Source organism: Paraburkholderia sp. UCT2 (genome assembly GCF_014397665.1).
GTDB lineage: Bacteria > Pseudomonadota > Gammaproteobacteria > Burkholderiales > Burkholderiaceae > Paraburkholderia > Paraburkholderia tuberum.
The window spans coordinates 1-22,573 of sequence record NZ_VZQO01000006.1; the positions used below are offsets into that span (position 1 = coordinate 1).

The window sequence follows — 22,573 nt, forward strand, 5'->3', positions numbered from 1 at the left end:
CCGCCGATCACCGCGCCGGTGCTACCGCCCACCGCGCCGCCGACCGCCGCGCCAGCGACGCCACCGAGCGCGCCACCGAGCATGTTGTTCATATCACCGGCGAGTGCCGGCAACGACGCCGCGGCGCTCAATGCAGCCACGGCAACCATCTGGATGATCTTCTTGGACATATCGGGTCTTTGTTTTAGTGAGACGGCGCCGAGTATAGCGGGGCTTCGGAAAGGGCTTTGTAACCTTGACAGTCCGTGGCGGTAAGACGTGTAACAAAATGAATGGGGCGTTGTTTTTTGCGGTGACCGTGAAAAAACAAGGGCCGCTCGTGATAAGCGGCCCCTGGAAATTGAATGCCGATCAGTGAATCAAATCTATCCTTCTACCCGCGCCGCTTCTTCTTCAATTCGATCGTCTCGAACAGATCGTATTCCGGTGTCGGCGTCTGATCCGCGCCCGGCGCGTGGTAGTAGTTCATCGTGATCGTGGTGTCGCCGCCCGGCTGCCCCGGATCGTAGTCGAACACCGCGATGCCGTAGCCGGTGCCGGTGTCGCGTTGGGCGGACCAGATCGCGTCTTCGACCGCGTCGGCGCTCGCGCGCACGAACGTGCCCGCGGCCGTCGACGGCACCGGGCGATTCGGCTTCGTGAAGATGCGCGCCTGCGGCAGGCCTGTGCCAGCATCGACGCCATACACGTCGAGCGGCGCGCTCGTGCCGCCGCCGCCGAGAATCAGGTGGATCGTGCCGTGGCTCGTATCGAACGTCGATGCGCCCGCCGATACCGCCGACATGATCGGCTTGGGCTGCAACGTATCGACCGGGTGCCCCGTCGCGATGTCGGTGCCCTTGTTGTGATTGCAACCGCGCACCGGATAGCTGCGCTCGTAGTCGTGATCGTGACCGCACAGCACGAGGTCCACGCCATAGCGATCGAACAGCGGCAGCCACGCTTCGCGAATGCCCTTGTCGGAACCGTTGCCGGTCTTCGACGAGCTGAGTGCGTCCTGATGCATCTGCACGATGATCCAGTCCACGTCGTTATCGTGCGACGCATGCTGCAGCACTTTTTCGAGCCAGCGTGTCTGCTCGCCATCGCTATAGCCGCGCACGTACAGCGACGTGCCCGCCGGAAGCGGCGGATTGCCGGTACTCGCGATCGGCGTCAGCGGCGCGGGACCGGCGACGAAAGCGGCGGCATCCTGATAGACGACGTCGTCCGCATCGAGCGAAATGAACAGCACCGAGCCGACGCGGAAGCTGTACCAGCGGCCCGGAAAACGCGTGTGGTTATCGGGCAGCACGTAGCGCGACAGATACGACGCAAGGCCCTGCTCGCCGTTGTTGAATTCGAGCTCGTGATTGCCGGGACACGGCATCCACGGCCGGTTCGACGCCGACGTCTGCGCGTTGTTGCCGAAGTCGCGCCACACCTCGGGCTGCTGCGTCGGATTCAGATTCGCATAGCAGAGGTCACCGTTCAGCAGATGGAAGAGCGGCTGAAAGCGCTCGACGGCCGCCACCGCGAAGCGGCTTTGCGGCGACGACAGCACCCAGTTCGTATTCGGCGTCGCGAGATCGCCGTAGCTCGTCCAGCGAAACGGCGCGCGGCCGCGCGGCGCAGTACGAAAACTCGCGGTGAAGGGTTGCGCTGCGTTGCCGTCGTTATCGGTCGTCACTTCGTACTGATAGCTCGTGTCGGCCTTCAACTCGCGCACGCGCGCGTGATAGTTGAATACGACCTCGCCGTTGATGCCGTCGGTGTAAGTGCTTTGCACCGCGTGCACCGTATGTTTCGCGTGGTCCCCGTTATTGGCGCCGCTTATGCGCACCTGCGGATTGACCGCGGGCGCGAGCGACGACCACGACACGGTAATTTCGCTCGTCGGGTCGCTGCCCCAGGTCAGATGGATCTGTTCGGGCGTGCCATCGGGTGTGCCGCTATTGGCGCCGCGCGCGGTCGATGCGAGCGCGCCCGCCGCCGTCGCGAGACTCGATGCGCCGGCGAACTTCAGAAAGCCGCGACGCGAGACGATCGATGCGCCGTGCTCATCGGCAGGCGTTGTCTTGACGATTTTTCTGTTCGACATGTCCGGTATGGTTGTTCAGGTGGAATAATGCCAGCGCAAAACAACGCCCCGCGGGGCGAGCGCGGACGGAAAGTGACGGACAATCGTAGCCGGACGGCGATGACAGCCCGATGAAACATCGGGCGAATAGCGGAAGGAGCGTTCGATATCGAAAGGTTTATAAAAACAGATTGCCGGTGCAGCGCGTGGTTCGATCGCGCGCATGCAACCGGCAATTCGCTTGACGTCCGTTCAGGTCTGGGAGCTTGTATCGTCCGCGGCTTGAGCGTTGTCGGCGTCGTCCTGTTTCTCTTCTTCTTTCTTTTCCACCAGCGATTCCAGCTTTCCAGCGCCTTCGAAACCGGCGATAGCGGCCACGCCTTTGGTCAGCAGACCCGCTTGTGGATCGACTTTCTCCGCGGCTTCAACGGCGGCAACCGCACCGGCAATCTTGCCCACTTCGTCCAGAAGTCCCATGTCGCACTCCCACAAAAATAAGTGAAATTGCATCGTCTCACGAACTTCGCGGCATGTCCTCAAATGTTAAACCGCTTGACCATGAAGCTTTCGGACTGAAATTTGAGCGGCTGCCTCACGCGCGCGCGGGCGGCTGCGGATTGTTCCCGGGATTCGTGTCGTACCGTGACACGCGAACAATACCGTTCGCGTCGATCAGCTTCGACAAGCCGGCCTCGAGGGCATCGGCGACGTCCTTGTCATAGACTTCGTCGCCATTCACATGGAGCGTGAACGACTGCAGGTACTTCGCTTTCTTCTCCGGGTTCTCGATGGTTTGCCGTGTCCATTGATAAAGCGGGTAGTTCTCGATGTCCATTCTCTGCGCTTCGCTCACGTAGTCGGCGAATGTATCGAACTGGCATTTGAGCGTTGCGTGATGCGTTTGCAAAATGGCACGTAGCGCTGGATGCGCGGCGCACGAAGGGTCCGCGCGCAGCGAGTTGGCGAGTTCCATCGACGCGGTGATTCGCAGTTGATATTGCAAGGGAGACGACATCACGACCTCGATCGCATCGGTAACGGATATCAAAAGTCCGCAGGCGCGGCCTTGTCGGCGACACGCGCGTCGAGCACCGCTTCGCACTGCTCGATTTCTTCGTTGCACATCGGCTTGCCGAGCAGATAACCCTGCGCATGCGTGCAACCGCATACGCGCACGAAATTGAGCTGCTCCTGGGTTTCGATGCCCTCGGCCGTGGTCGGCATGCCGATCTCGCGCGCCAGCGCGACGATGCCGCGCACCACGGCCGCCGATTCGCGCCGATGCACGGACTCGCGGACGAACGAACTGTCGATCTTCAGCTTGTCGAACGAGAAGCGCACGAGCGTGGACATCGTCGAAAAGCCGGTGCCGAAGTCGTCGAGCGCCAGCCCGATACCCAATGCGCGCAATCTGGTGATATTGCGGCGAGTCACTTCGTCGTCGTTCAGCAGTGCCGTTTCCGTAACCTCGAGATTGAGCCGCGTCGGCGGCAGCCTCGTTTTCCGAAGTATTGCCGTCACCGTCGATGCGAACGATTCCTCGCGCAATTGCACCGGCGATACATTGACCGCGACGATCACCTTGTCGCGCCACGCCGACGCCGCCGTGCACGATTGCAGCAGCACCCATTCACCCAATGCGAGGATCAGGCCGGTGCGCTCGGCGGTCGGAATGAACGCGGACGGCGACAACTCGCCGCGCGTCGGATGGGCCCAGCGAATCAGCGCCTCGCGGCCCGCTACCGCGCCGGTATGCAGATCGATGATCGGCTGATACTCCATGCGCAAACCATTGAACGACTTCAGCGCGCCTTCGAGGTCGCTGCGCAGCAGGCTCAGGCTTTCGTCGGATACGTGCTTCTCGGCATCGAAAATCGCGAACGCGCTTTTGCCGCTGCGCTTGACGCCGTACAACGCGCGGTCCGCGCAGACCAGCAATTGCGGACCCGTTTTCGCATGTTCGGGATAGAGCGCGATGCCGACGCTCGCGCCAATATGCACGAGCGCTTCGCTCAACACGAACGGCCGCGCCAGCGTTCTGACGATGCGATCGGCCAGCACGCGCACGTCGCGAAGCTGCCCGGCGTCGTCCGAAATCGCGACGAACTCGTCGCCCGCCAGGCGGCCAACGTGGTCGCCGCTCGGCAGCAGATCGCGCAAACGGGATGCCGCTTCCTGCAGAATCTGGTCGCCGGCGGCATGACCGAGACTGTCGTTGATCGCCTTGAAACCGTCGAGGTCGATCAGCAGCACCGCGAACGCCTCGCCCTGCCGCGTCGAACTCTCGCCGGTGCGTTCGATCAGCAGCTCGTTGATACGCGCGCGATTCGGCAAACCGGTCAGGCTATCCTGGCGCGCGAGGCGATGACTGTTTTCCCGCGCGAGCAGCAACGCAACGGTGTCGCGATTACTGCGCAGCGCGACCGTGAAGAAGCCGGCCGCGCAAAACGGAGCCTGAAATAGCAGCACGAGCTTGCCATTGCCCGGCGACATCGCCGCGCCGACACTCAGAAAGCCGAGAATAAAAACGATCTGCAATAACGCAAGCCGCGGCGTGCCCGCATTGCGTCCGGCCAATCCGCCGATCACACCGACCGCACAAACGTTTCCAAGCAGAAAAAGCGCGGGACTTCCGCTGATATTGCACAGGAATGTGCCAAACCCGAATAACGCGCTCCACAACAGACTCGCGAAAATAAACGCGGAAGTCGGCGTGGGCAGCCCAAGGGCGGCCCGCGTGCGGCATAACCAGATCAGCGTGAGCCGCGCGATCAGCAATGCGACGACCGCAATGCCCCACGCGGCATATAGAGGAATCGGATAAAGATAATACGCGGTTGCGCAAACGCTGATTTCGCAAATCGACGCGAAAACGATCGATGCGGTTCGCGTGAACAGGTTGGCAAGCAGAATCTGCCGGTTGTCCGGACTCAGGTTCTGGGCCGAGGACACGACCCACCTGGAAAATGGAGACCTTGGTTCGGTAAAAGCCATGACCTGCGCATTCGACGGTGGGTGGGTCCGAATCGGCATGCGAATGGACGGCTCGTGCAGCGATTACATCAACATAAAGTATCAGATTAATGCATGCAATGGCGTGAAATGACCGGCAGCCGTGGATCAAAAGCCCTGCATGAGCGCGAATCACGACTTGCTCGACGGAGTACGAGCGTTCGGATTACATGTTGTTGCGGCGCAACGGACCGCTCGATATAGCGCGATTCCGAAGTTGCGGAACGGCAATAAAAAAGAGGAAGATCGTGGCTCTCCCTCTTTGATGATTGTCGCAGCCTCGGCTTCCCGAGTCGCGATCGCCGGCCTCGCTTAGTCGTACAGCACGGCTGCGATCTTCGGATCGTTGATGTTGGTCTTGTCGTACCAGTAGAAACCGGTGTCGATCTTCTTCGGCAGCTTCTCGCCGTGCAGCGCCTTGACCGCCGAGTCGACCGTGCATTTGCCGATACCGACCGGATTCTGCGTAATCGCGCCGGCCATCAAGCCCGACATGATGTTCTCCTTCTGCTCCTTGCCGGAGTCGAAGCCGATCAGCACGAGTTTCTTGCCCGATTCCTTGACGCCGATCGCCGCGCCTTCCGCGGAACCTTCGTTTGCACCGAAGATACCCTTCAGGTTCGGATTCGCCTGGATCATGGTCTTGGCGATTTCCGCGGACTTCAGGTGATCGCCGGCGCCGTATTGCACGGACACGATCTTGATGTTCGGATGCTTCGACTTGATCTGATTGACGAAACCGTCGCGGCGATCGACACCGGTGCGGCTCGTCTGGTCGTGCACGATCACGCCGACTTCGCCGGAATTGCCGATCAGCGCGGCCATCTTGTCGGCGGCGAGCGCGGCGGCGGCGACGTTGTCCGTCGAGCAGGTCGTCAACGGAATATCGCTGTCGACGCCCGAGTCGAATGCAATCACCGGAATCTTGTCGTTCTGGGCGCGTTTGAGCAAGGGGATGGCCGCCTTACTGTCGAGCGCCGCGATGCCGAGCGCCTGCGGCTTCTTCGCGAGCGCGGCCGACAGCATGTCGATCTGCTTATCGACCATCGCTTCCGTTTCCGGTCCCTCGAACGTGATCCTGACGTTGTTCGCTTTCGCGGACTGCTCGGCGCCCGATTTGACGGCTTGCCAGAACTGATGCTGGAATCCTTTCGAAATAAGCGGAATATACGGCTCGTCCGCATACGCGAGACTACTTCCGCCGACGAGCGCACCGACACCGACCACGATACCGATTAGTCTTCTCTTCAACATGGGGCCTCCTCCAATGGTTGGGCTATCAAGCCGCTATCGAGCTTTCGAGGGAGCCTTCACGTGCCCTCTCTCTCCTGCTCCTGCGTTCCCTGCTTATTTGCTGCTGCCTTGCTCCTGCGTCAACTTCTCCGGCTGCGCCGCAGGATGTCCGCATACACCGCCAGAATGATGATCAAACCCGTCACGACGATCTGCCACTCCTGCGCGACCGACATGATGCGCAGTCCGTTGGTCAGCACGCTCATGATGAAAGCGCCGATGATGGTGCCGAGTATCGTTCCCGAACCGCCGCTCAACGACGTGCCGCCGATCACGACCGCCGCGATCGCATCGAGCTCGTAGCCTTGACCGAGCGCCGGCTGCGCCGAATTGAGCCGCGACGCGATCAGCAGACCCGCGATGCCGCAGATCGCGCCGCCCACGCCGTAAATCGCGATCTTCCAGCGATCGACATTGACGCCCGAGAGCCGCACCGCTTCCTCATTGCTGCCGAGTGCGAACGTATAGCGGCCGAGCGCGGTGCGATTGAGCGTAATAGAGCTGACGATCGCGAGAACGAACAGGATCAGTACCGCATTCGGAATCGGCATGCTCGGCAGGAAATAGCCGATCAGCGAATCCTGGGAAATACGGTAGAAGTTCTCGGTATCGGTGAAATAGATCGGCTTGTCCGCCGACACGACGAGTGAAAGACCTTTGAGCAGCATCATCATGCCGAGCGTCGCGATGAATGGCGGGATCTTCATTTTGGCGGTCAGCGTGCCCGATACCGTGCCGCATACCGCGCCCGTCGCGAGTGCCGCGAGCACGCCCATCCACATCGGCAGATGCCAATACGTGAGAAACACTCCGCAAATCACGGCGGTAAATGTCATCAACGTACCGACCGACAGATCGATGCCGCCCGTAATGATCACGAACGTGGCGGCGATCGCCAGCACGCCGTTCACCGCTGTCGCCTGAAAAATGCCGAGGATGTTGTCCATCTGCATGAAGGACGGCGACGCGAAGCTGAAGAACACCAGCAGCAGGATGAGGCTCGCGAACGCGAGCATCTTTTGCACGGCGGTCGGCGCGAAAATTCGCGCTTTCAGCCCGGAAGTGCGCCTTTCGTCGTCCAGCGCCGCGGCATTCGTTCGCAATGTCATGTCGTAGACCTCTTCAGGCTTGTACCGTTTTCTGGGTTTCGCGCAGCGTCGCGAGATGCATGATGCGCTCCTGCGTCGCTTCGCTGGCGGACAGCTCGCCGGTAATGCGGCCTTCGCACATCACGACGATGCGGTCGCTCATGCGCAGAACTTCCGGCAGCTCGGAGGAGATCATCACGATCGCCTTGCCTTGCGCCGCCAGCGAGCGCAGCAGCTTGTAGATTTCGCTTTTCGCGCCGACGTCGATGCCGCGCGTCGGTTCATCGAAGAACAGTACGTCGCAATCGCGCTCGAGCCATTTCGCGATCACGATCTTCTGTTGATTGCCGCCCGACAGGAGCCGCACCTGCTGCGTCGCCGAAGGCGTGCGAATCGCAAGCAGCTTGATGAAGTGCTGCGCTCTTTTGCGAATCTGCCCGCGACGCAGAAACATATTGATTGACAGGAACTTGCCGAGATCGGCCATCACGATGTTCGATTCGACGTCCATTCCCGTAGCGAGGCCGAAGCGCTTGCGATCTTCGGACAGGTAGCCGATGCCGCGCTTGACCGCATCACTGGGCCTCTTGATCGACGCCTTCACGCCTTTCACGAGTATCTCCCCCGATTCGACCGGATCGGCGCCGAACACCGCGCGCGCGACCTCCGTGCGGCCCGCGCCCATCAAGCCTGCGAAACCGAGTATTTCGCCCTTGCGCAATTCGAAACTGACGTCGCGCACGAGCGGACCTGCGACGAGATTTCTCACTTCGAGCGCGAGTTCGCCTTTCACCGGCGCGCTCTCGACCGGCGTCACGTCGCCCAGCGTGCGTCCGACCATCATGCCGATGATCGTCTCGACGCCGGTGCCCTCGGTCGGCACGGTGGCCACATACTCACCGTCGCGCATCACGGTCACGCGATCGGTGATCTGCTTCAACTCGTCCATCTTGTGCGAGATATAGACGACCCCGACGCCGCGCTCTCTCAATTGACGGATGATCCGGAACAGCTCGGCGATCTCGGCATCGTTGAGCGCGGACGTGGGTTCGTCCATGATCAGCACGCGCGAATCGAAAGACAGTGCTTTCGCGATCTCGACCATCTGCTGACTCGCGACGGTCAACGTGCCGACCATCGTGTGCGGATCGAGCTTCACGTGCATGCGGGCGAGGATCTCGCTTGCCTGTGCATTCAGTTTGTCTTCATCGAGAAAGAGGCCAAGACCCTTGCGCGGCTCACGGCCGATAAAGATGTTCTGCGCGATGCTCAGATGATTCATCAGTTGCAGTTCCTGATGAATGATGCCGATGCCGACAGCTTGCGCGTCGCGCGGACCTTGAAAATCGACGGGTTTGCCGTCGAAGAGAATTTCGCCGGAATCGCGCGTATAGACGCCGGCGAGAATTTTCATCAGCGTCGACTTGCCCGCGCCGTTCTCGCCCATCAGCGCATGGACCTCGCCGGCCATGAGTTCGAACCGGACGTTATGAAGCGCTCTTACGCCCGGAAAGCTCTTGCAAAGATTGCTGACGGAAATGAGTGGGTTCATGTGCTGATCTGTCGACGGCTGCCTATATCACCAACGTTTTTACGGTGGAGCTTTTTACGGCTTGAACAACGGCTTTCATTCCAGCTTTCATTCAAGGCGCGAACAGGTCGGGCCGCTCTTTTGCGGACCGGTGCAATTCGGCGACGACCTGGTCGAGATGATCGTGCATCGCTTTCGCGGCCGCATCGTCGTCGCCGGCGCAAAGGGCCTTGAAGATGCTTTCGTGCTCTTCCAGCGTATCCATGAGCCGTTCTGGACTCGCGAGCAATTGTCTCGCGCGGTCCAGCGCATTGCGCGACACCGCGACGATCTCCTTCACACGCGGCAGCTTCACCGCGTCGAGCAGGATTTCATGGAAAGCCAGATCGAGCGCGTGAAACGCCAGACGTTCGCCACTTCCAGCCAGACTGCGCTGCTGATCGAGATTGCTTGCCAATGCGTCGAGCGTCGCCGTGTCGTGCATCAGCGCGACCCCACGCACCGTCTCGACTTCCAGTGCGCTGCGGATGAACAGATGCTGGCGGATGTCGTCGAGCGCGATCGGTTTGACGCGCGTGCCGCGTTGCGGCAAAACCTCGACGAGACCTGCATGCGCAAGCCTCGCCAATGCGGATGACACCGGAAAGCGCGACACGCCCATCCGTTCGCACACGGCCATCTTGTCGATCATCATGCCGGGTTCCAACGCCAACGTAACAATCGCTTCTCGCAACGCCGCCTCGACCGCGTCGGTCAAGCTGCCGCGCTCGCCGCCGCCGACTTTTTGCAGTGCGACATACGGGTCCCCGGCGGCATTCTCAAGTTCGGTCGAGGAATTCACGAAGGCCTTGATTTCGAGAAGACATGCTAGCATGCTAGAAAGTGAATGCCGTGTTGTCAACGCGTACAAATGCCTGGAAATACTTGGGGATGCTTGGTATCTGGCAACTCCGGGCTTACCCGTATGCGCAGCAGGAACGCGCACACAGAGAACGTGCGCAAGAAACCGATCCGTCTGCGTCCGCAGACGACAAGCCGATAGCCACAGCCCCGGAGGGTGCGCAGATGACAACGATCACAAGGCTGTCCGTTCGGGACATCCGGTTCCCCACCTCACGTTCGCTGGACGGCTCCGACGCGATGAATGCCGCGCCGGACTACTCCGCCACTTACGTCACGCTCGAAACCGACACGCCGAATCTCACCGGCCACGGCCTCACGTTCACGATTGGCCGCGGCAATGAAATCTGCGTGACCGCCGTGAATGCACTCACGCCGTTGATCGTCGGCAAGAAGCTCGAAGATATCGCCGCGAATATGGGCGCTTTCTGGCGCGCATTTACTTCGGATAGCCAACTGCGCTGGATTGGCCCGGACAAAGGTGCGATTCATCTTGCCACCGCGGCGGTCGTCAACGCGGTGTGGGACCTGTGGGCGAAATCCGTCGGCAAGCCGGTCTGGAAGCTGCTGGTCGACATGAGCCCGGAAGAACTCGTGCGCTGCCTCGACTTTCGCTACGTGACTGATGCAATCACGCCGCACGAAGCACTCGCGATGCTGCATCGTCATGCGAAGACCAAAGGCGAGCGTGAAAAGGAAATGCTCGCGCACGGCTATCCGGCCTATACGACATCGGCGGGCTGGCTCGGTTACGACGACGACAAGATTCGCCGTCTCGCGCGCGAAGGCGTCGCGCAGGGATGGACGCATTTCAAGCAGAAGGTCGGCGGCGATCTGCAGGAAGACGTACGGCGCGCGCGCATTCTGCGCGAAGAGATCGGCGAGAACCGGAAGCTGATGATGGACGCGAACCAGGTGTGGGACGTCGATGAGGCGATCGCGAACATGCGCCGTCTCGCCGAGTTCGACCCGTGGTGGATCGAGGAGCCCACGAGTCCCGACGACATCCTCGGTCATGCGGCGATTCGCCGGCGGCTCGGTTCGATTGGCGTCGCAACCGGCGAGCATTGCCACAATCGCGTGATGTTCAAGCAACTGCTGCAGGCGCAAGCCATCGACTTCTGCCAGATCGACAGTTGCCGGCTCGGCGGACTCAACGAAGTGATCGTCGTACTGCTGATGGCCGCGAAGTTCGGTGTGCCGGTGTGCCCGCATGCGGGTGGTGTCGGCTTGTGCGAGTACGTGCAGCATATTTCGCTGTTCGACTATATCTGCGTGTCGGCTTCGCTCGAGAATCGCGTGCTCGAATACGTCGATCATTTGCACGAGCATTTCGTGGATCCCGTGGTGATCCGCAACGGGCACTATATGCCGCCGCAAAGGGCCGGGTATAGCATCGAGATGCTCGAAGGGACGCTGGACAGGTACTGGTATCCGGAAGGAGAAGCGTGGCAGGAATGATGCTGGAGGGTAAGGGTTGGTGTCGTCGCGCAGATCGTCACGGCGACGGGCGACCGGCTCGAGCGCGTGGTACGCATCGTGCGCCTGAACGTGTTCATCGCGAGCACGCCGGCATTCAGTGCTCAAAGCACGGTTGCCAATGGCGCGTCGGACGTGATCGTGCAGATCTTCGGTGACGCCGGCCGTCACGCGCGCAGCGCGGTGGGTGTTGCGTCGCTGCCGGCAGGGGCCGCCGTCGAAGTCGAAGCGGTTGTCGCCTTGAAGAACGTCTGAATTCAACTCATACACTCGGAGCCGCCAATGTCTTCTCCGCTGTCGCCCGCTGTCATCGACGCAATGCGTGCCCGCACACCCGGTGTGCGCAGTACCACGCACTTCAATCATGCGGGCGCGTCGCTGCCGTCGGCCGCCACGCTCGAAGCGATTCACGCGCATCTGTTGCGCGAAGCCTCGATGGGACCCATGGAAGCGGGCGCGGCTGCCCGCGAACAGACCGAACGGGCGCGCACGCTCGCCGCGCGACTGCTGAACGCTCAGCCCGCCGAGATCGCGTTGACGACGGGCAACTCGCCGGGCTGGGGCGCTGCTTTCGCGGCATTGGGTCCGTGGCGCGAGGGGCAACGCATCCTCGTTGCGCGGCACGAATGGGGCGGCAATCTCGCGACGATGCGTCTTCTGGCGCAGCGCGCGGGCGCATCGATAGAGACGATTCCTTCCGATGAGAGCGGCAGGGTCGATCCTCGCGCGCTCGAAGCGATGCTCGACGACCGGGTCCGACTGATTGCGCTGACGTGGCTGCCGGCCAATGGCGGACTGATCAATCCGGCCGCCGCGATTGGGCAGATAGCACGCCGTCACGGCATTCCGTATTTCATCGATGCGGCGCAGGCCGTCGGACAGCTTCCGATCGACGTCGTCGAAGTCGGCTGCGATGTGCTGGCCGGCGCGGGCCGCAAGGCACTGCGTGGACCGCGCGGCACCGGGCTGCTATACGTCCGGCGGGATTTTTTGCCCCGTTTGACGCCGGCCTTCGTCGACACATATTCCGCGCCGCTCGACGCCAATGGCGACCCTGTACTGCGCGACGATGCCGTGCGTTTCGAATCATCGGAAGCGTCGCTTGCACTGCATTGCGGATTGGCGAATGCATTGGACGAAGCGCTGGAAATCGGCATCGACAACATCCGCGCGCAGATCGATCGGACCGCGCAGACATTGCGCGAGCGGTTGGCCGCGATGGAGGGCGTGTGGGTGCTCGACCAGGGTGTCGAACGATCCGGTCTGGTGTCGTTCAATGTAGCCGGACTCGATGCCACGTCGGTGCGACGCGCGTTGGCGGCACAGGGCATCACGATCGGCTCGAATGGCGTCGCGTACACGCCGTTCGATATGAACAGCAGAGGGCTGACGCAGATCGCGCGTGCATCGGTCAGCTATCTGACCACCGACGCCGAAGTTGATAAATTACTGGCTGGGATACGGACGTTGACGCATTGAGCACTCGAGTCAAAGAGAACTTTGCGTCAGTCAAATGAATTGAAACCTCTCTTTCAACTCAATCGCCCGCACACGACCATGAACTCCGCCTCATCGCACCACCTCGATTTATCAAAGTTTCCGCGCCATGCCCTTCTCGAAGGCCCGACGCCAATTCAGCACCTTGCGCGTCTGAGCGCTCGCCTCGGCGGGGCGGACATCTACGTCAAAAGAGAAGATCTGACGGGACTAGGTGGCGGCGGCAACAAGTTGCGCAAGCTCGAATTCCTGATTGGCGAAGCGCTCGCGCGCGGCGCGGACACCATCGTTACCGTCGGCGCGCGGCAATCGAATCATGCGCGCCTCACGGCGGCCGCGGCGGCTCGCGTCGGACTTCGATGCGAGCTGGTGCTGACGAGAACCGTGCCACGTTTCGACCACGACTACATGGAGAACGGCAACGTGTTGCTCGATGCGCTATTCGATGCGCGCGTGCATGATCTTCCCGGCACGGCCAACGCATTGCAATTCGCCGAGGAACGCGCGAACGAGTTGCGCGCGCAGGGCCGTAACGTCTATGTGTGTCCGTTGGGCGGTTCGAGCCCGGTCGGTTGTCTCGGCTACGCGGACTGCGCAGCTGAAATCGTCGCGCAATCGCAAGCGCAAAACGTGGCCTTCGATCGCATCGTGGTGCCGAATGGAAGCGGCGGCATGCATGCGGGGCTGCTCGCGGGTTTTGTTGCACTGGGCCTGGATCCGTCGCGTGTTGCCGCATTCACGGTGTATGGGGATGCTGGCCACGCGCGCACGGTTACTTTGGATAAGGCGAATCAGACGGTCCGGCTGATCGATCCAGACCTAAGCGTGAGTGATGACGCCATCTCGATCGACGAAGCGCAGCTCGGACCCGGCTATGGCATTCCAACCGATAACATGCGCGCGGCTGTTCGGCTGATGGCATCGACGGAAGGTCTGTTGCTCGATCCCGTGTATAGCGGCAAAGCATTTGCGGGTCTTGTGGAAAACGTGAGCAACGGGAAGTACAGTGCCGGACAGAAAATTCTATTCGTGATGAGCGGCGGTGTTCCGGGGCTATTTGCCTATCGGAACGAGTTCTGAGCGCAGAAGCGGGACAACGCGATGGTCTGATACGGCCGCCGTTGTCTGAAGAAAGCGCGAAGCGCTTGAAGATTCGAATCGACGATTCGAAATGGTGCCCAGGGCGGGATTTGAACCCACACGCCTTTCGGCGCTACCCCCTCAAGATAGTGCGTCTACCAATTTCGCCACCTGGGCAGAGGGGCGCCATTGTATCAGCCTGATTATTTTTTTGAAGCCCCTTGCGTGATTTTGTCCTGCAGTTGCAATACCGGTCGAAAAACCGACGAGGCGTTCTCCCCGTATCGCTGCCCGGCGACCGATTCGAGCGCGGCCCGGCGCCTCGCAAGAGCTCGTAAGGTCTGACGCTTGTCGCCCGCTACTCGGGTGAATGCGACAAATGGCGGACCGCTATGCTCGTACGCTGATGCGCTGAAAGAGCGCCCTTCACGCCGAACATATCATGTCACCACGACGCACATCTTCTTCGCGACTTCGGTATCGTCTTTTTCTCGCGTCGCTGCTGACGTCGATAACGCTGCTGCAGGGTTGCGCAACGACGGCGGAGAACCTTGCCGTAGGATTTGGTCTCGGCGCGGTCGGCACCGTGTCGGCGTTAGGCTGCCTGCTCGCCTGCGAGATGGCCAATCCGCACTGGTGAAAGGCTGCACGGCGCGCGACGAGCAGCTAGTATTCGAAGTTCGACATCGATGACTAACGAAAACGGACCCCTGTGGCACACCCGCCCTTCCACCTCTACACCGACGCCCAATTCGCTAGCCCCTACGCGATGTCCGTCTTCGTGACGCTTCGCGAGAAGCGCTTGCCGTTCGACCTTTCGACCGTCGATCTCGCGAACAAGGCGAATCACGCCACCGACTATGCGGCCCGCTCATTGACGCGGCGCGTGCCGACCCTGATACACGAAGACTTTGCGTTATCCGAGTCGTCGGCGATCACCGAGTACCTCGAAGAGACTTTCCCGGACACCCCGGTCTATCCTCAAGATCGGCGTCTGCGCGCGCGAGCGCGCCAGCTGCAGGCCTGGCTGCGCAGCGATCTGCTGCCGGTTCGCCAGGAGCGCTCCACCGAAGTCATTTTCTACGGATCGCGCGGCGGCCCGCTTTCCGCCAGCGCACAAGAAGCGGCACAAAAACTCTTCGCCGCCGCCGATGCATTGCTTACGGCCAATTCGCCAAATCTGTTCGGCGAGTGGTGCATCGCCGATACGGACCTCGCATTGATGCTCAATCGCCTCGTGCTGAATGGCGATCCCGTTCCGCACAAGCTCAAGGAGTACGCCACGCAACAATGGCAGCGCGCCAGCGTGCAGCAGTGGGTCCAACTGGAGCGTCCACCGCTATAAAGTCGACCAGCGTGGCTGCCGCCACGCCGAAAAGTCATCGATAGAAGTGACAAAGACCAGCAAAAATAGCTGAATACGAAAGTATTAAAAGATGCAGTAAACGCGAATATTACATTCGCGTTTTATCAGAGCTTCGCTGCTCCGCCATGGCCCGATTCCGCGCCCGCTTCCTTTGCCGCCTCGCGCGTACGATGCTGACAACGATCAGCACGATCGCAAGCAATGTCAATTCGATCATTGCGGGAATTCGGATGGGATCATGAAACATGGCGGGCCTCCGTCACATGATTTCGTCATAGTACGCCGGGCAGGTAAGCCTGAAGTATTGCGCCGCACCATTGCAGTCTTACCGTCGCCATTACACCGGCCTTTATTCCGCCGGCAAATGCCTCGAGTGACAAATTGAAAACATTCTGTCACGCAAAAACTTACAGGATTCAGATAGCCGTCCCTAAAACAGTTTATTTGCGCTAGAGTACATGAGCGATCAGTTGGATCGTGAGCCGTCCCGACAATTCGAAGGCGTTATCTGTCACGCGTTTTCTTGCGTGTACTAAAGAAGCACCTGGACTCGTTGAAGACATCGCCCATGCCATATTTTCCTGTCGCCTACTGTGGTCCCGCGGCTGTTCCTGAAAGCTTGTGGCTGCGCTGGAATACGGATCCGCCATTGCTCGTCGCGCTCGCGGCGCTCGCATGGTTCGTGGCCAGCAACCGCTCGGCGAATGCACGGGCGGCATGGGGCGCCGTCGCATTGATGGCCCTCGTGTTCGTGTCGCCGCTCTGCGCGTTGTCCTCGGCATTGTTCTCCGCGCGCGTCACCCATCACATCATTCTGATCGCTGCCGTCGCCCCCCTGCTTGCCCTCGCGTTTCCGCTGCCGCGCCTCGCGCATCCGCCGCTCGTGCCGGTGGTCGCCGCGCATGCAGTGATCATCTGGCTGTGGCATGCGCCGGGGCCGTATGCATGGGGACTGTCGACCGTACCCGGCTACTGGCTGATGCAAATTACTTTGCTTGGCAGTGCATGGCTCATGTGGCGCAGCATCTTCTCGCCGTCGCTGCCGACCGGCCCCGCGCTGATGGCGCTCGTCGCGACGATCGGCCATATGGGATTGCTCGGCGCGTTGATCGTGTTCGCGCCGGTGCCGCTCTACGTCGCGCACTTCGCGACCACCGCCGCGTGGGGGCTCACCCCGCTCGCCGACCAGCAACTCGCCGGACTGTTGATGTGGGTACTGGCGATGATCCCTTATCTCGCGGCAGGACTTTCGCTCGTCTGGTCAAGCCTGCGCGTCAGAGAGCCCGCGCTGTGACGACCCTGCTGAAGTTCATTCATCTGGCCGCGATCGCCGTCTGGTCGGGCGGTTTGATCGTGCTGCCGTATCTGTTCTGGCAGCGCCGCGGGCTCGCGGCGGGCACCGAACTCGACCGGCTGCACCGCATCACGCGTCTCGTGTTCGTGGAGTTGACCTCGCCCGCCGCTTTCGTCGCGATTGCGAGCGGCACCGCGCTGATTTTTCTGCAGGCCACCTTCGTCGAATGGTTCACCGCGAAGATGGTGTTCGTCGGCATCATGGCGATGCTGCATGTGCTGGCCGGCCTCGTACTGCACGATCTGTATCTGCCCGACGGCAGGTTCAGCCGTGCCTCGGCGATCGCGCTGACCATCGCTTATCTGATCGTGATCGTCGCGATCATCTGGATCGTGCTGGCCAAGCCTCACATCGACTCGAACCTACTGGCCCCGCATCTGTTCGAGCCCGGTGGACTTGGCCGCTGGCTGCATCACTCCTTCGGCGAAACGAGAATTCCGACGCCATGATCGAACACGAGCTTGCCCCCATGCCAGCCGGCGAAGCCCGTCATCACCGAGCTGAGCGCCGACAGCACGAGCCCATGCGGCAGGATCTCATCGGGGTAATAAAGGCGCACGCCCCAGTTCGCACCCGCGAGCGCGACGAGCGTCATCGCGGCGACCGCATGCGACCAGCTCGCTTCCTTCAGGCGGATACCGCGCACCAGCAGCAGCTCGGCGGTACCGACCACGCTCGCAGCCACGCCGCTCCAGAACGCGAAGCCGGCGGCCCACAAGCCGACGCGAATCCAGAACGGGTCGCCCGTCCACCAGTAGATTACGTCGACGCCCAACGTCGCGACGACGAACGCGATCGGGAAATGCACCATCATCACGTGAATCGGATGACCGACGAGCGCCACCACCGACCCCTTGTCGAGCCGCAACAGCTCGAGCATCACTTCGCTTCGCGTCTCGTTTCCAGCATTGCCTTTGTTTGCCATGATGGTGTGTCCTCGCATCGAATGCCTGGTGATGCAAACCATCATAGCTGCTTGCGCCTGGCCGTCCAAGCCGGATCGCTCGCCGCGTTGTCCGGCTGCACCGGGCCGCTCTCGACGCTCGAGCCATCGGGTCCGGCCGCCGCATCGATCGCCGGGCTGTGGTGGGTGATGCTGGCGGGCGCCGCGATCCTGTTCGCGATGGTGCTCGTACTGTTTCTGATGACGGTCTTCCGGCCCGGCTGGGGCTCGCACGTTTCGCCCGCGCGCTGGATCGTGCTCGGCGGTCTCGTGCTGCCGGCAGTGATCCTGATCCCGTTGATCTGCTACGCGCTGTACGCGGGCGAGTTGCTGCTGCCGCTGCGCGCGCATGCGCCCGCGCGCATCGAGGCGATCGCGCAGCAATGGCGCTGGACCTTCCGCTATCCGGAACTCGGCAACGTCGAAACCGGGAACGTGCTGCATCTGCCAGCGGGTACGCCGGTCGATATCGTCGTGACGAGCCTCGACGTCGTGCACGCGTTCTGGATTCCACGCTTCGCGGGCAAGATCGACGCGGTCCCTGGCCACCACAACCTGCTGCGTATCCAGGCCGATCAGCCCGGCCAGTACGCCGGACAATGCAACCAGTTTTGCGGCATCGGTCATGCGGGAATGCACTTCACCGTGATCGTCGATCGTCCGGAAGATTTTCCGGCTGCTGTCAAAAACGCCGCCGCCAACGGGGAGGTGAAGAAATGAGTGTGCCCGTCGAGCCGCCATCACAGGGCATCACCGCGCTGCGGCTGCATCGCCAGCTTGCCGCGATCTGGGCCACCGGGCCAGGCGTGCAGAGGCTCGCCGCGGTCAACCATACGGTCCTCGGCTTGCGCATGATGATCACGTCGTTCGTGTTCTTCGCGATCGCCGGGATTCTCGGCATGCTCACGCGCGTGCAGCTCGCGACGCCGCATGCGGCCTTCATGGACGTGGAGACCTATAACCAGGTCTTCACGATGCATGGATCGATGATGCTGTTCCTGTTCGCGATCCCGATGGTGGAGAGCTTCGCGGTCTATCTGACGCCGAAGTTTCTCGGCGCGCGCGACTTCGCGTTTCCGCGCCTGACCGCTTACGGCTACTGGTGCTATCTGTTCGGCGGCACGATTCTGACCGTGTCGCTGATTCTGCGCAGCGCGCCCGACGGCGGCTGGTTCATGTACACGCCGCTCAGCTCCAACGTGTACACGCCGGGGTTGAACGCCGACGTGTGGCTGCTCGGCGTCACGTTCGTCGAGATTTCGGCGCTGTCGCTCGCGATGGAAATCGTCGTGTCGATCCTGAAGATGCGCGCGCCGGGCATGTCGCTGGATCGCATGCCGATCTTCGCGTGGTACATCCTCGTCACCGCGATGATGATGATCGTCGCGTTTCCGCCGCTGATTCTCGGCTCGATCCTGCTCGAGGTGGAGCGCGCGTTCAACCTGCCGTTCTTCGATCCGACGCGCGGCGGCGATCCGCTGCTGTGGCAGCATCTGTTCTGGCTGTTCGGCCACCCGGACGTGTACATCATCTTCCTGCCGATGGCCGGCGTGCTGTCGACGATGATCCCCGTGTTCGCGCGCCGCAAGCTCGTCGGCTATCGCACGATCGTCGTCGCGATCATCGCGCTCGCGTTCCTGAGCTTCGGCATCTGGGTGCATCACATGTTTACGGTGGGCATTCCGCATCTGGCGCTCGCGTTCTTCTCGGCGGGCTCGGCGATCGTCGCGGTGCCCACCGCGATCCAGTTCTTCGCGTGGCTCGCCACGCTGTCGCACGGCCGCCCGCGCTGGGACGTGCCGATGCTGTACATCTTCGGCTTCTTCTTCGTGTTCACGTGCGGCGGGCTGACCGGCGTGATGCTCGCGATCGTGCCGTTCGACTGGCAGGCGCACGACACCTACTTCGTCGTCGCGCACCTGCACTACGTGGTGGCCGGCGCGCTCGCGTTTCCGATGCTCGCGGCGTTCTATTACTGGTTGCCGCTGCTGACCGGGCGCACCGCCGTGCATAACCTTTCGGTGCCGGCGTTCTGGCTCGTGTTCATCGGCTTCAACATGACGTTCTTCCTGATGCACCTGACCGGCCTGCTAGGCATGCCGCGGCGCGTCTTCACCTATAGCGGCGACGAAGGCTGGAACTGGCTCAATCTGCTGTCGTCGGTGGGCAGCTTCGTGATGACGATCGGCTTCGCGCTCGTCGTGATCGACATCATCGCGCAGCTGCGTTTCGGCCAGCGCGTGCGACGCAATCCGTGGGACTCGACCACGCTCGAATGGGCGATGCCGATTCCGCCCGCGCCGTACGCATTCGCGTCGATCCCGCACATGGACGCCGAAACCGAACAGGTGCCCCCTGGCCAGCTAGCGACCTCTCTGGCGCGCGGCGAGGGTTACCTCGGTTTCACGCGCAACGGCTGGCAGGAGACGCTAGGCGTGCATATGACATCGGGCGAGCCCGAACAGCTGATCGTGCTGCCGAACTCGACGTATCTGCCGCTCGTCACCGCGCTCATGACCGCCGCCGCGGTGCTCGCGATGCTGTTCAAGTTCTATCTGCTGTCGGTCGCATTCGCATTCGTGACGTTTGGCCTCTTCATCTACGCGGGCCAGAGCGCGGGGCACGCGCGCGATTACGGCGCGCTGCCGGTCGGCCGAGGCGTCAGCGTGCCGCCGCATACCGAGGTCGCCGGTGCGCCGTCATGGCTTTCGATGATCTGCGCGCTGATCGCGAACAGCACGCTGTTCACCTCGCTGATCTTCGGCACGTTCTACCTGTGGATTGCCGCGCCGAACTGGCCGGCAGCCGTGACGCCGCATCCGAACCGCGTGCTCGCGCTCGTCGCGGCCGTCGCGCTCGCGGTGGCCGCAGCCGCCACGCGTGGCTCGTTGCGTGCGGCGGCCGCCGAGCGCAAACCGCACGGCACGATCGGGCTGAGCGCGATCGCGCTGATCGTCGCGCTCATCGCCTGCGTGATGCTGATCAACGGCGTGACACCGAATCCGCGCGAGCACGCGCTCGGCGCGACGGCCGCGGCGCTGCTCACGTACATCGCAGTTCACGCGGGCGTCGGGTTGTTGTTCCTCATCAGCAACGTGCTGCGCATCGGCGCGGGCTTCGTTTCCGCGCGACGCCTGACCGATCTGCGCCTCACCCGTCTGTGGGTCGATTACACGCTGGCGACAGGCATCATCGCGCTTGGACTCGTGCTCGCGCTGCCGAGCCTCGTCGCCGTGCTGGGAGCCAGACCATGAATGCGCGTCCGCTTTCGCCGCGACGGTTGTGGTGGCTCGCCGTCGGCTTCACGATCTGGTGTCTCGCGTTCGTGATCCTGTATGCGCTGCACGCGATCGGCTGCGCGTTCGCGTGGCCCACCGGCCCGCTGCGCGCGAGTCTCGCGATCATCCTGCTGCTGCATCTGATCGCGATCGGCTGGCTATGGCGCTATCGCGCCGCGACCCGCGACCCTGGTCCCGAACGCATCAGCTCGTTCATGCATACCGTCGTCGTCTGGACCCTGATCGCGGCGCTGGTCGCGACCGTGATCACGTTCGGGCCCGCGCTGCTGCTCACCACCTGCGTCTGAACGCGGACTGAGCACGAGCGGGACCGCCGCACCCGGCATGGAGAAGCACCGATGCAGTCTCGAGATCTCGTGCGCAAGGCCGTCTGGTCGGTCATCTATCTACTGTTCATTCTCGCGCCGCTGTTTGCGCTGCTGACCGGCACGCTCCCGCCCGCGCGCAACTTCGGCACCGAATTCTCGGTGGCGCTCGGCTATTCCGGACTCGCGATGATGGGCCTGCAATTCGGCCTCACCGCGCGCTTTCGTCACGTGACCGAGCCGTGGGGCGAAGACGTTATCTATCATTTCCATCGACGCGTGTCGCTGCTCGCGGTCAGCCTGGTCGTCGTGCATCCGCTGATCCTGTTCGCGATCCGCTCGGACAAGGTCGCGATGCCCGACTCGCTGCTCGAGGTTCCGTGGGGTGCGTGGTTCGCGTTCCTGTCGATCGGCTCGGTGATCGTGCTGGTGATCACCGCGCTATGGCGCAAGCAATTGAGGATTGGTTACGAGCTGTGGCATCTGTCGCATATCGGGCTCGCGCTCGTCGCGATCTTCGGCGGCGTGCTGCATATGATCGGCTGGGGCTTCTATCTGACCGATCCGTTCAAGCGCACGCTGTGGATCTGCATGACAGTATTCTGGGTAGCGCTGCTGCTGTACGTGCGTCTGTTCAAGCCGCTCTTCATGATCAGGCGTCCGTACCGGATCGCGGAAGTGCGCGCCGAACGCGGCGACACGACGACGCTCGTGATGCAGCCCGACGGCCACGCTGGCTTTCGCTTCAAGCCCGGCCAGTTCGGCTGGCTCAACGTGTGGGGCAGCCCGTTCAGGATCACCGGACATCCTTTTTCGTTCTCGTCGAGCGCCGAGGCCGCGAACGGCCGCGTCGAGATGACGATCCGCAATCTCGGCGATTTCACGAGCCAGGTAAAGACGATCGAAACAGGTCGGCGTGTGTATCTGGACGGACCGTATGGCGCGTTCACGATCGGGCATCCGACCGACATGCACGTGCTGATCGCGGGCGGTATCGGCATCACGCCGATGATGAGCATGATCCGCACGCTCGCCGATCGCGGCGACCAACGTCCGCTCGTGCTACTGTACAGCGGCAAGACTTGGGACTCGCTGACTTTCCGCGAGGAGCTCGATGCGCTGAAAGCGCGGCTCGATCTGCGCATCGTCTATGTGCTGTCGGACCCGCCCGAAGGCTGGAGCGGGGAAGTCGGGCGCATCGACGCCGCGGTGTTCCGGCGACATCTACCGCCCGAGTTCGCCGATCACGAGTATTTCATCTGCGGCCCGGACTCCATGATGGATGCGATCGAAACGGCGCTCGGCGAAATGAGAGTGCCGCGCATCCGCTACCATTCCGAACGCTACAGTTTCGTCTAGGAGACTTG

20 protein-coding genes, 1 tRNA gene and 1 pseudogene are annotated in these 22,573 nt (G+C 62.0%); 12 read left to right on the top strand and 10 right to left on the bottom strand.

Annotated features, from left to right (window positions below):
• Positions 1 to 373 precede the first annotated feature (373 nt).
• The 8 genes from F6X39_RS06750 to F6X39_RS06785 form a co-directional block, all read right to left on the bottom strand.
• Complete coding sequence (locus F6X39_RS06750; RefSeq protein WP_187616045.1) at positions 374 to 2,080, bottom strand: fibronectin type III domain-containing protein; 1,707 nt, start codon at positions 2,078 to 2,080, stop codon at positions 374 to 376.
• Positions 2,081 to 2,311: 231 nt separating this feature from the next.
• Complete coding sequence (locus tag F6X39_RS06755; protein WP_090807650.1) at positions 2,312 to 2,536, bottom strand: hypothetical protein; 225 nt, start codon at positions 2,534 to 2,536, stop codon at positions 2,312 to 2,314.
• A gap of 115 nt (positions 2,537 to 2,651) precedes the next feature.
• The gene (locus F6X39_RS06760) at positions 2,652 to 3,074 is read right to left on the bottom strand and encodes a hypothetical protein (protein WP_187616046.1); all 423 of its coding nucleotides are present in this window, start codon (positions 3,072 to 3,074) and stop codon (positions 2,652 to 2,654) included.
• Positions 3,075 to 3,103: 29 nt separating this feature from the next.
• Positions 3,104 to 5,053 carry a putative bifunctional diguanylate cyclase/phosphodiesterase gene (locus tag F6X39_RS06765; RefSeq protein WP_187616047.1) on the bottom strand — a complete coding sequence of 650 codons (1,950 nt, stop codon included), beginning with the start codon at positions 5,051 to 5,053 and terminating at the stop codon, positions 3,104 to 3,106.
• 330 nt (positions 5,054 to 5,383) lie between these two features.
• A complete protein-coding gene (locus F6X39_RS06770; RefSeq protein ID WP_187616048.1) occupies positions 5,384 to 6,325 on the bottom strand; it encodes an ABC transporter substrate-binding protein in 942 nt (313 codons plus the stop codon).
• Between the two features lie 119 nt (positions 6,326 to 6,444).
• The gene (locus F6X39_RS06775) at positions 6,445 to 7,473 is read right to left on the bottom strand and encodes an ABC transporter permease (RefSeq protein WP_187616049.1); all 1,029 of its coding nucleotides are present in this window, start codon (positions 7,471 to 7,473) and stop codon (positions 6,445 to 6,447) included.
• Between the two features lie 13 nt (positions 7,474 to 7,486).
• Entirely contained in the window at positions 7,487 to 9,004 is a 1,518-nt protein-coding gene (locus F6X39_RS06780; RefSeq protein WP_187616050.1) for a sugar ABC transporter ATP-binding protein, read from the bottom strand.
• Positions 9,005 to 9,095: 91 nt separating this feature from the next.
• Positions 9,096 to 9,857 (bottom strand): GntR family transcriptional regulator, encoded by a 762-nt coding sequence (locus F6X39_RS06785; protein ID WP_187616051.1) that lies wholly within the window; start codon positions 9,855 to 9,857, stop codon positions 9,096 to 9,098.
• Positions 9,858 to 10,048: 191 nt separating this feature from the next.
• Between F6X39_RS06785 and F6X39_RS06790 the strand changes: the two genes are divergently transcribed.
• The 4 genes and pseudogenes from F6X39_RS06790 (at position 10,049) to F6X39_RS06805 (ending at position 13,939) form a co-directional block, all read left to right on the top strand.
• Positions 10,049 to 11,344 carry an L-fuconate dehydratase gene (locus tag F6X39_RS06790; protein ID WP_187616052.1) on the top strand — a complete coding sequence of 432 codons (1,296 nt, stop codon included), beginning with the start codon at positions 10,049 to 10,051 and terminating at the stop codon, positions 11,342 to 11,344.
• 15 nt (positions 11,345 to 11,359) lie between these two features.
• Positions 11,360 to 11,617, top strand: a pseudogene (locus F6X39_RS06795) (RidA family protein); the annotation flags it as partial.
• A gap of 27 nt (positions 11,618 to 11,644) precedes the next feature.
• A complete protein-coding gene (locus F6X39_RS06800; protein ID WP_187616053.1) occupies positions 11,645 to 12,841 on the top strand; it encodes an aminotransferase class V-fold PLP-dependent enzyme in 1,197 nt (398 codons plus the stop codon).
• 78 nt (positions 12,842 to 12,919) lie between these two features.
• Positions 12,920 to 13,939: a D-cysteine desulfhydrase family protein gene (locus F6X39_RS06805; protein ID WP_187616054.1), complete on the top strand. Its 1,020-nt coding sequence runs from the start codon at positions 12,920 to 12,922 to the stop codon at positions 13,937 to 13,939.
• A gap of 92 nt (positions 13,940 to 14,031) precedes the next feature.
• Here F6X39_RS06805 and F6X39_RS06810 read toward each other — a convergent pair.
• A tRNA-Leu gene (locus F6X39_RS06810) sits at positions 14,032 to 14,116 on the bottom strand.
• Between the two features lie 265 nt (positions 14,117 to 14,381).
• Between F6X39_RS06810 and F6X39_RS06815 the strand changes: the two genes are divergently transcribed.
• The 4 genes from F6X39_RS06815 to F6X39_RS06830 all read left to right on the top strand — a co-directional run bounded on the left by F6X39_RS06815 (position 14,382) and on the right by F6X39_RS06830 (position 17,108).
• On the top strand, positions 14,382 to 14,579 hold the full coding sequence (locus F6X39_RS06815) for a hypothetical protein (protein WP_162634082.1): 198 nt from the start codon (positions 14,382 to 14,384) through the stop codon (positions 14,577 to 14,579).
• A gap of 72 nt (positions 14,580 to 14,651) precedes the next feature.
• Positions 14,652 to 15,284 (top strand): glutathione transferase, encoded by a 633-nt coding sequence (gene yfcF / locus F6X39_RS06820; RefSeq protein WP_187616055.1) that lies wholly within the window; start codon positions 14,652 to 14,654, stop codon positions 15,282 to 15,284.
• 589 nt (positions 15,285 to 15,873) lie between these two features.
• Positions 15,874 to 16,599 carry a cytochrome c oxidase assembly protein gene (locus tag F6X39_RS06825; RefSeq protein ID WP_262413544.1) on the top strand — a complete coding sequence of 242 codons (726 nt, stop codon included), beginning with the start codon at positions 15,874 to 15,876 and terminating at the stop codon, positions 16,597 to 16,599.
• Positions 16,596 to 17,108 (top strand): CopD family protein, encoded by a 513-nt coding sequence (locus tag F6X39_RS06830; protein WP_184040088.1) that lies wholly within the window; start codon positions 16,596 to 16,598, stop codon positions 17,106 to 17,108. Before F6X39_RS06825 ends, F6X39_RS06830 begins: the two co-directional genes overlap by 4 nt.
• Here F6X39_RS06830 and F6X39_RS06835 read toward each other — a convergent pair.
• A complete protein-coding gene (locus F6X39_RS06835) occupies positions 17,072 to 17,584 on the bottom strand; it encodes a DUF2231 domain-containing protein (RefSeq protein ID WP_187616056.1) in 513 nt (170 codons plus the stop codon). The genes F6X39_RS06830 and F6X39_RS06835 overlap by 37 nt on opposite strands.
• A 51-nt stretch (positions 17,585 to 17,635) precedes the next feature.
• On the opposite strand from F6X39_RS06835, the gene coxB reads away from it, so the two are divergent.
• From coxB to F6X39_RS06855, 4 genes are read left to right on the top strand one after another with little or no spacing between them, the layout of a single operon-like run.
• A complete protein-coding gene (gene coxB / locus F6X39_RS06840) occupies positions 17,636 to 18,322 on the top strand; it encodes a cytochrome c oxidase subunit II (RefSeq protein ID WP_187616057.1) in 687 nt (228 codons plus the stop codon).
• Positions 18,319 to 20,856 carry a cytochrome c oxidase subunit I gene (gene ctaD, locus F6X39_RS06845; RefSeq protein WP_187616058.1) on the top strand — a complete coding sequence of 846 codons (2,538 nt, stop codon included), beginning with the start codon at positions 18,319 to 18,321 and terminating at the stop codon, positions 20,854 to 20,856. The genes coxB and ctaD overlap by 4 nt, the downstream gene beginning before the upstream one ends.
• Positions 20,853 to 21,188 (top strand): hypothetical protein, encoded by a 336-nt coding sequence (locus F6X39_RS06850; RefSeq protein ID WP_018423781.1) that lies wholly within the window; start codon positions 20,853 to 20,855, stop codon positions 21,186 to 21,188. The genes ctaD and F6X39_RS06850 overlap by 4 nt, the downstream gene beginning before the upstream one ends.
• 51 nt (positions 21,189 to 21,239) lie before the next feature.
• Positions 21,240 to 22,565: a ferric reductase-like transmembrane domain-containing protein gene (locus F6X39_RS06855; protein ID WP_187616059.1), complete on the top strand. Its 1,326-nt coding sequence runs from the start codon at positions 21,240 to 21,242 to the stop codon at positions 22,563 to 22,565.
• Positions 22,566 to 22,573 lie beyond the last annotated feature (8 nt).

Excerpts from the sequence above, each read along its gene's own strand:
- F6X39_RS06750 (WP_187616045.1), bottom strand. The coding sequence starts at position 2,080 with ATGTCGAACAGAAAAATCGTCAAGACAACGCCTGCCGATGAGCACGGC.
- F6X39_RS06755 (WP_090807650.1), bottom strand. The coding sequence starts at position 2,536 with ATGGGACTTCTGGACGAAGTGGGCAAGATTGCCGGTGCGGTTGCCGCC.
- F6X39_RS06760 (WP_187616046.1), bottom strand. The coding sequence starts at position 3,074 with ATGTCGTCTCCCTTGCAATATCAACTGCGAATCACCGCGTCGATGGAA.
- F6X39_RS06765 (WP_187616047.1), bottom strand. The coding sequence starts at position 5,053 with ATGGCTTTTACCGAACCAAGGTCTCCATTTTCCAGGTGGGTCGTGTCC.
- F6X39_RS06770 (WP_187616048.1), bottom strand. The coding sequence starts at position 6,325 with ATGTTGAAGAGAAGACTAATCGGTATCGTGGTCGGTGTCGGTGCGCTC.
- F6X39_RS06775 (WP_187616049.1), bottom strand. The coding sequence starts at position 7,473 with ATGACATTGCGAACGAATGCCGCGGCGCTGGACGACGAAAGGCGCACT.
- F6X39_RS06780 (WP_187616050.1), bottom strand. The coding sequence starts at position 9,004 with ATGAACCCACTCATTTCCGTCAGCAATCTTTGCAAGAGCTTTCCGGGC.
- F6X39_RS06785 (WP_187616051.1), bottom strand. The coding sequence starts at position 9,857 with ATGCTAGCATGTCTTCTCGAAATCAAGGCCTTCGTGAATTCCTCGACC.
- F6X39_RS06790 (WP_187616052.1), top strand. The coding sequence starts at position 10,049 with ATGACAACGATCACAAGGCTGTCCGTTCGGGACATCCGGTTCCCCACC.
- F6X39_RS06800 (WP_187616053.1), top strand. The coding sequence starts at position 11,645 with ATGTCTTCTCCGCTGTCGCCCGCTGTCATCGACGCAATGCGTGCCCGC.
- F6X39_RS06805 (WP_187616054.1), top strand. The coding sequence starts at position 12,920 with ATGAACTCCGCCTCATCGCACCACCTCGATTTATCAAAGTTTCCGCGC.
- F6X39_RS06815 (WP_162634082.1), top strand. The coding sequence starts at position 14,382 with ATGTCACCACGACGCACATCTTCTTCGCGACTTCGGTATCGTCTTTTT.
- F6X39_RS06825 (WP_262413544.1), top strand. The coding sequence starts at position 15,874 with ATGCCATATTTTCCTGTCGCCTACTGTGGTCCCGCGGCTGTTCCTGAA.
- F6X39_RS06835 (WP_187616056.1), bottom strand. The coding sequence starts at position 17,584 with ATGGCAAACAAAGGCAATGCTGGAAACGAGACGCGAAGCGAAGTGATG.
- ctaD (WP_187616058.1), top strand. The coding sequence starts at position 18,319 with ATGAGTGTGCCCGTCGAGCCGCCATCACAGGGCATCACCGCGCTGCGG.
- F6X39_RS06850 (WP_018423781.1), top strand. The coding sequence starts at position 20,853 with ATGAATGCGCGTCCGCTTTCGCCGCGACGGTTGTGGTGGCTCGCCGTC.
- F6X39_RS06855 (WP_187616059.1), top strand. The coding sequence starts at position 21,240 with ATGCAGTCTCGAGATCTCGTGCGCAAGGCCGTCTGGTCGGTCATCTAT.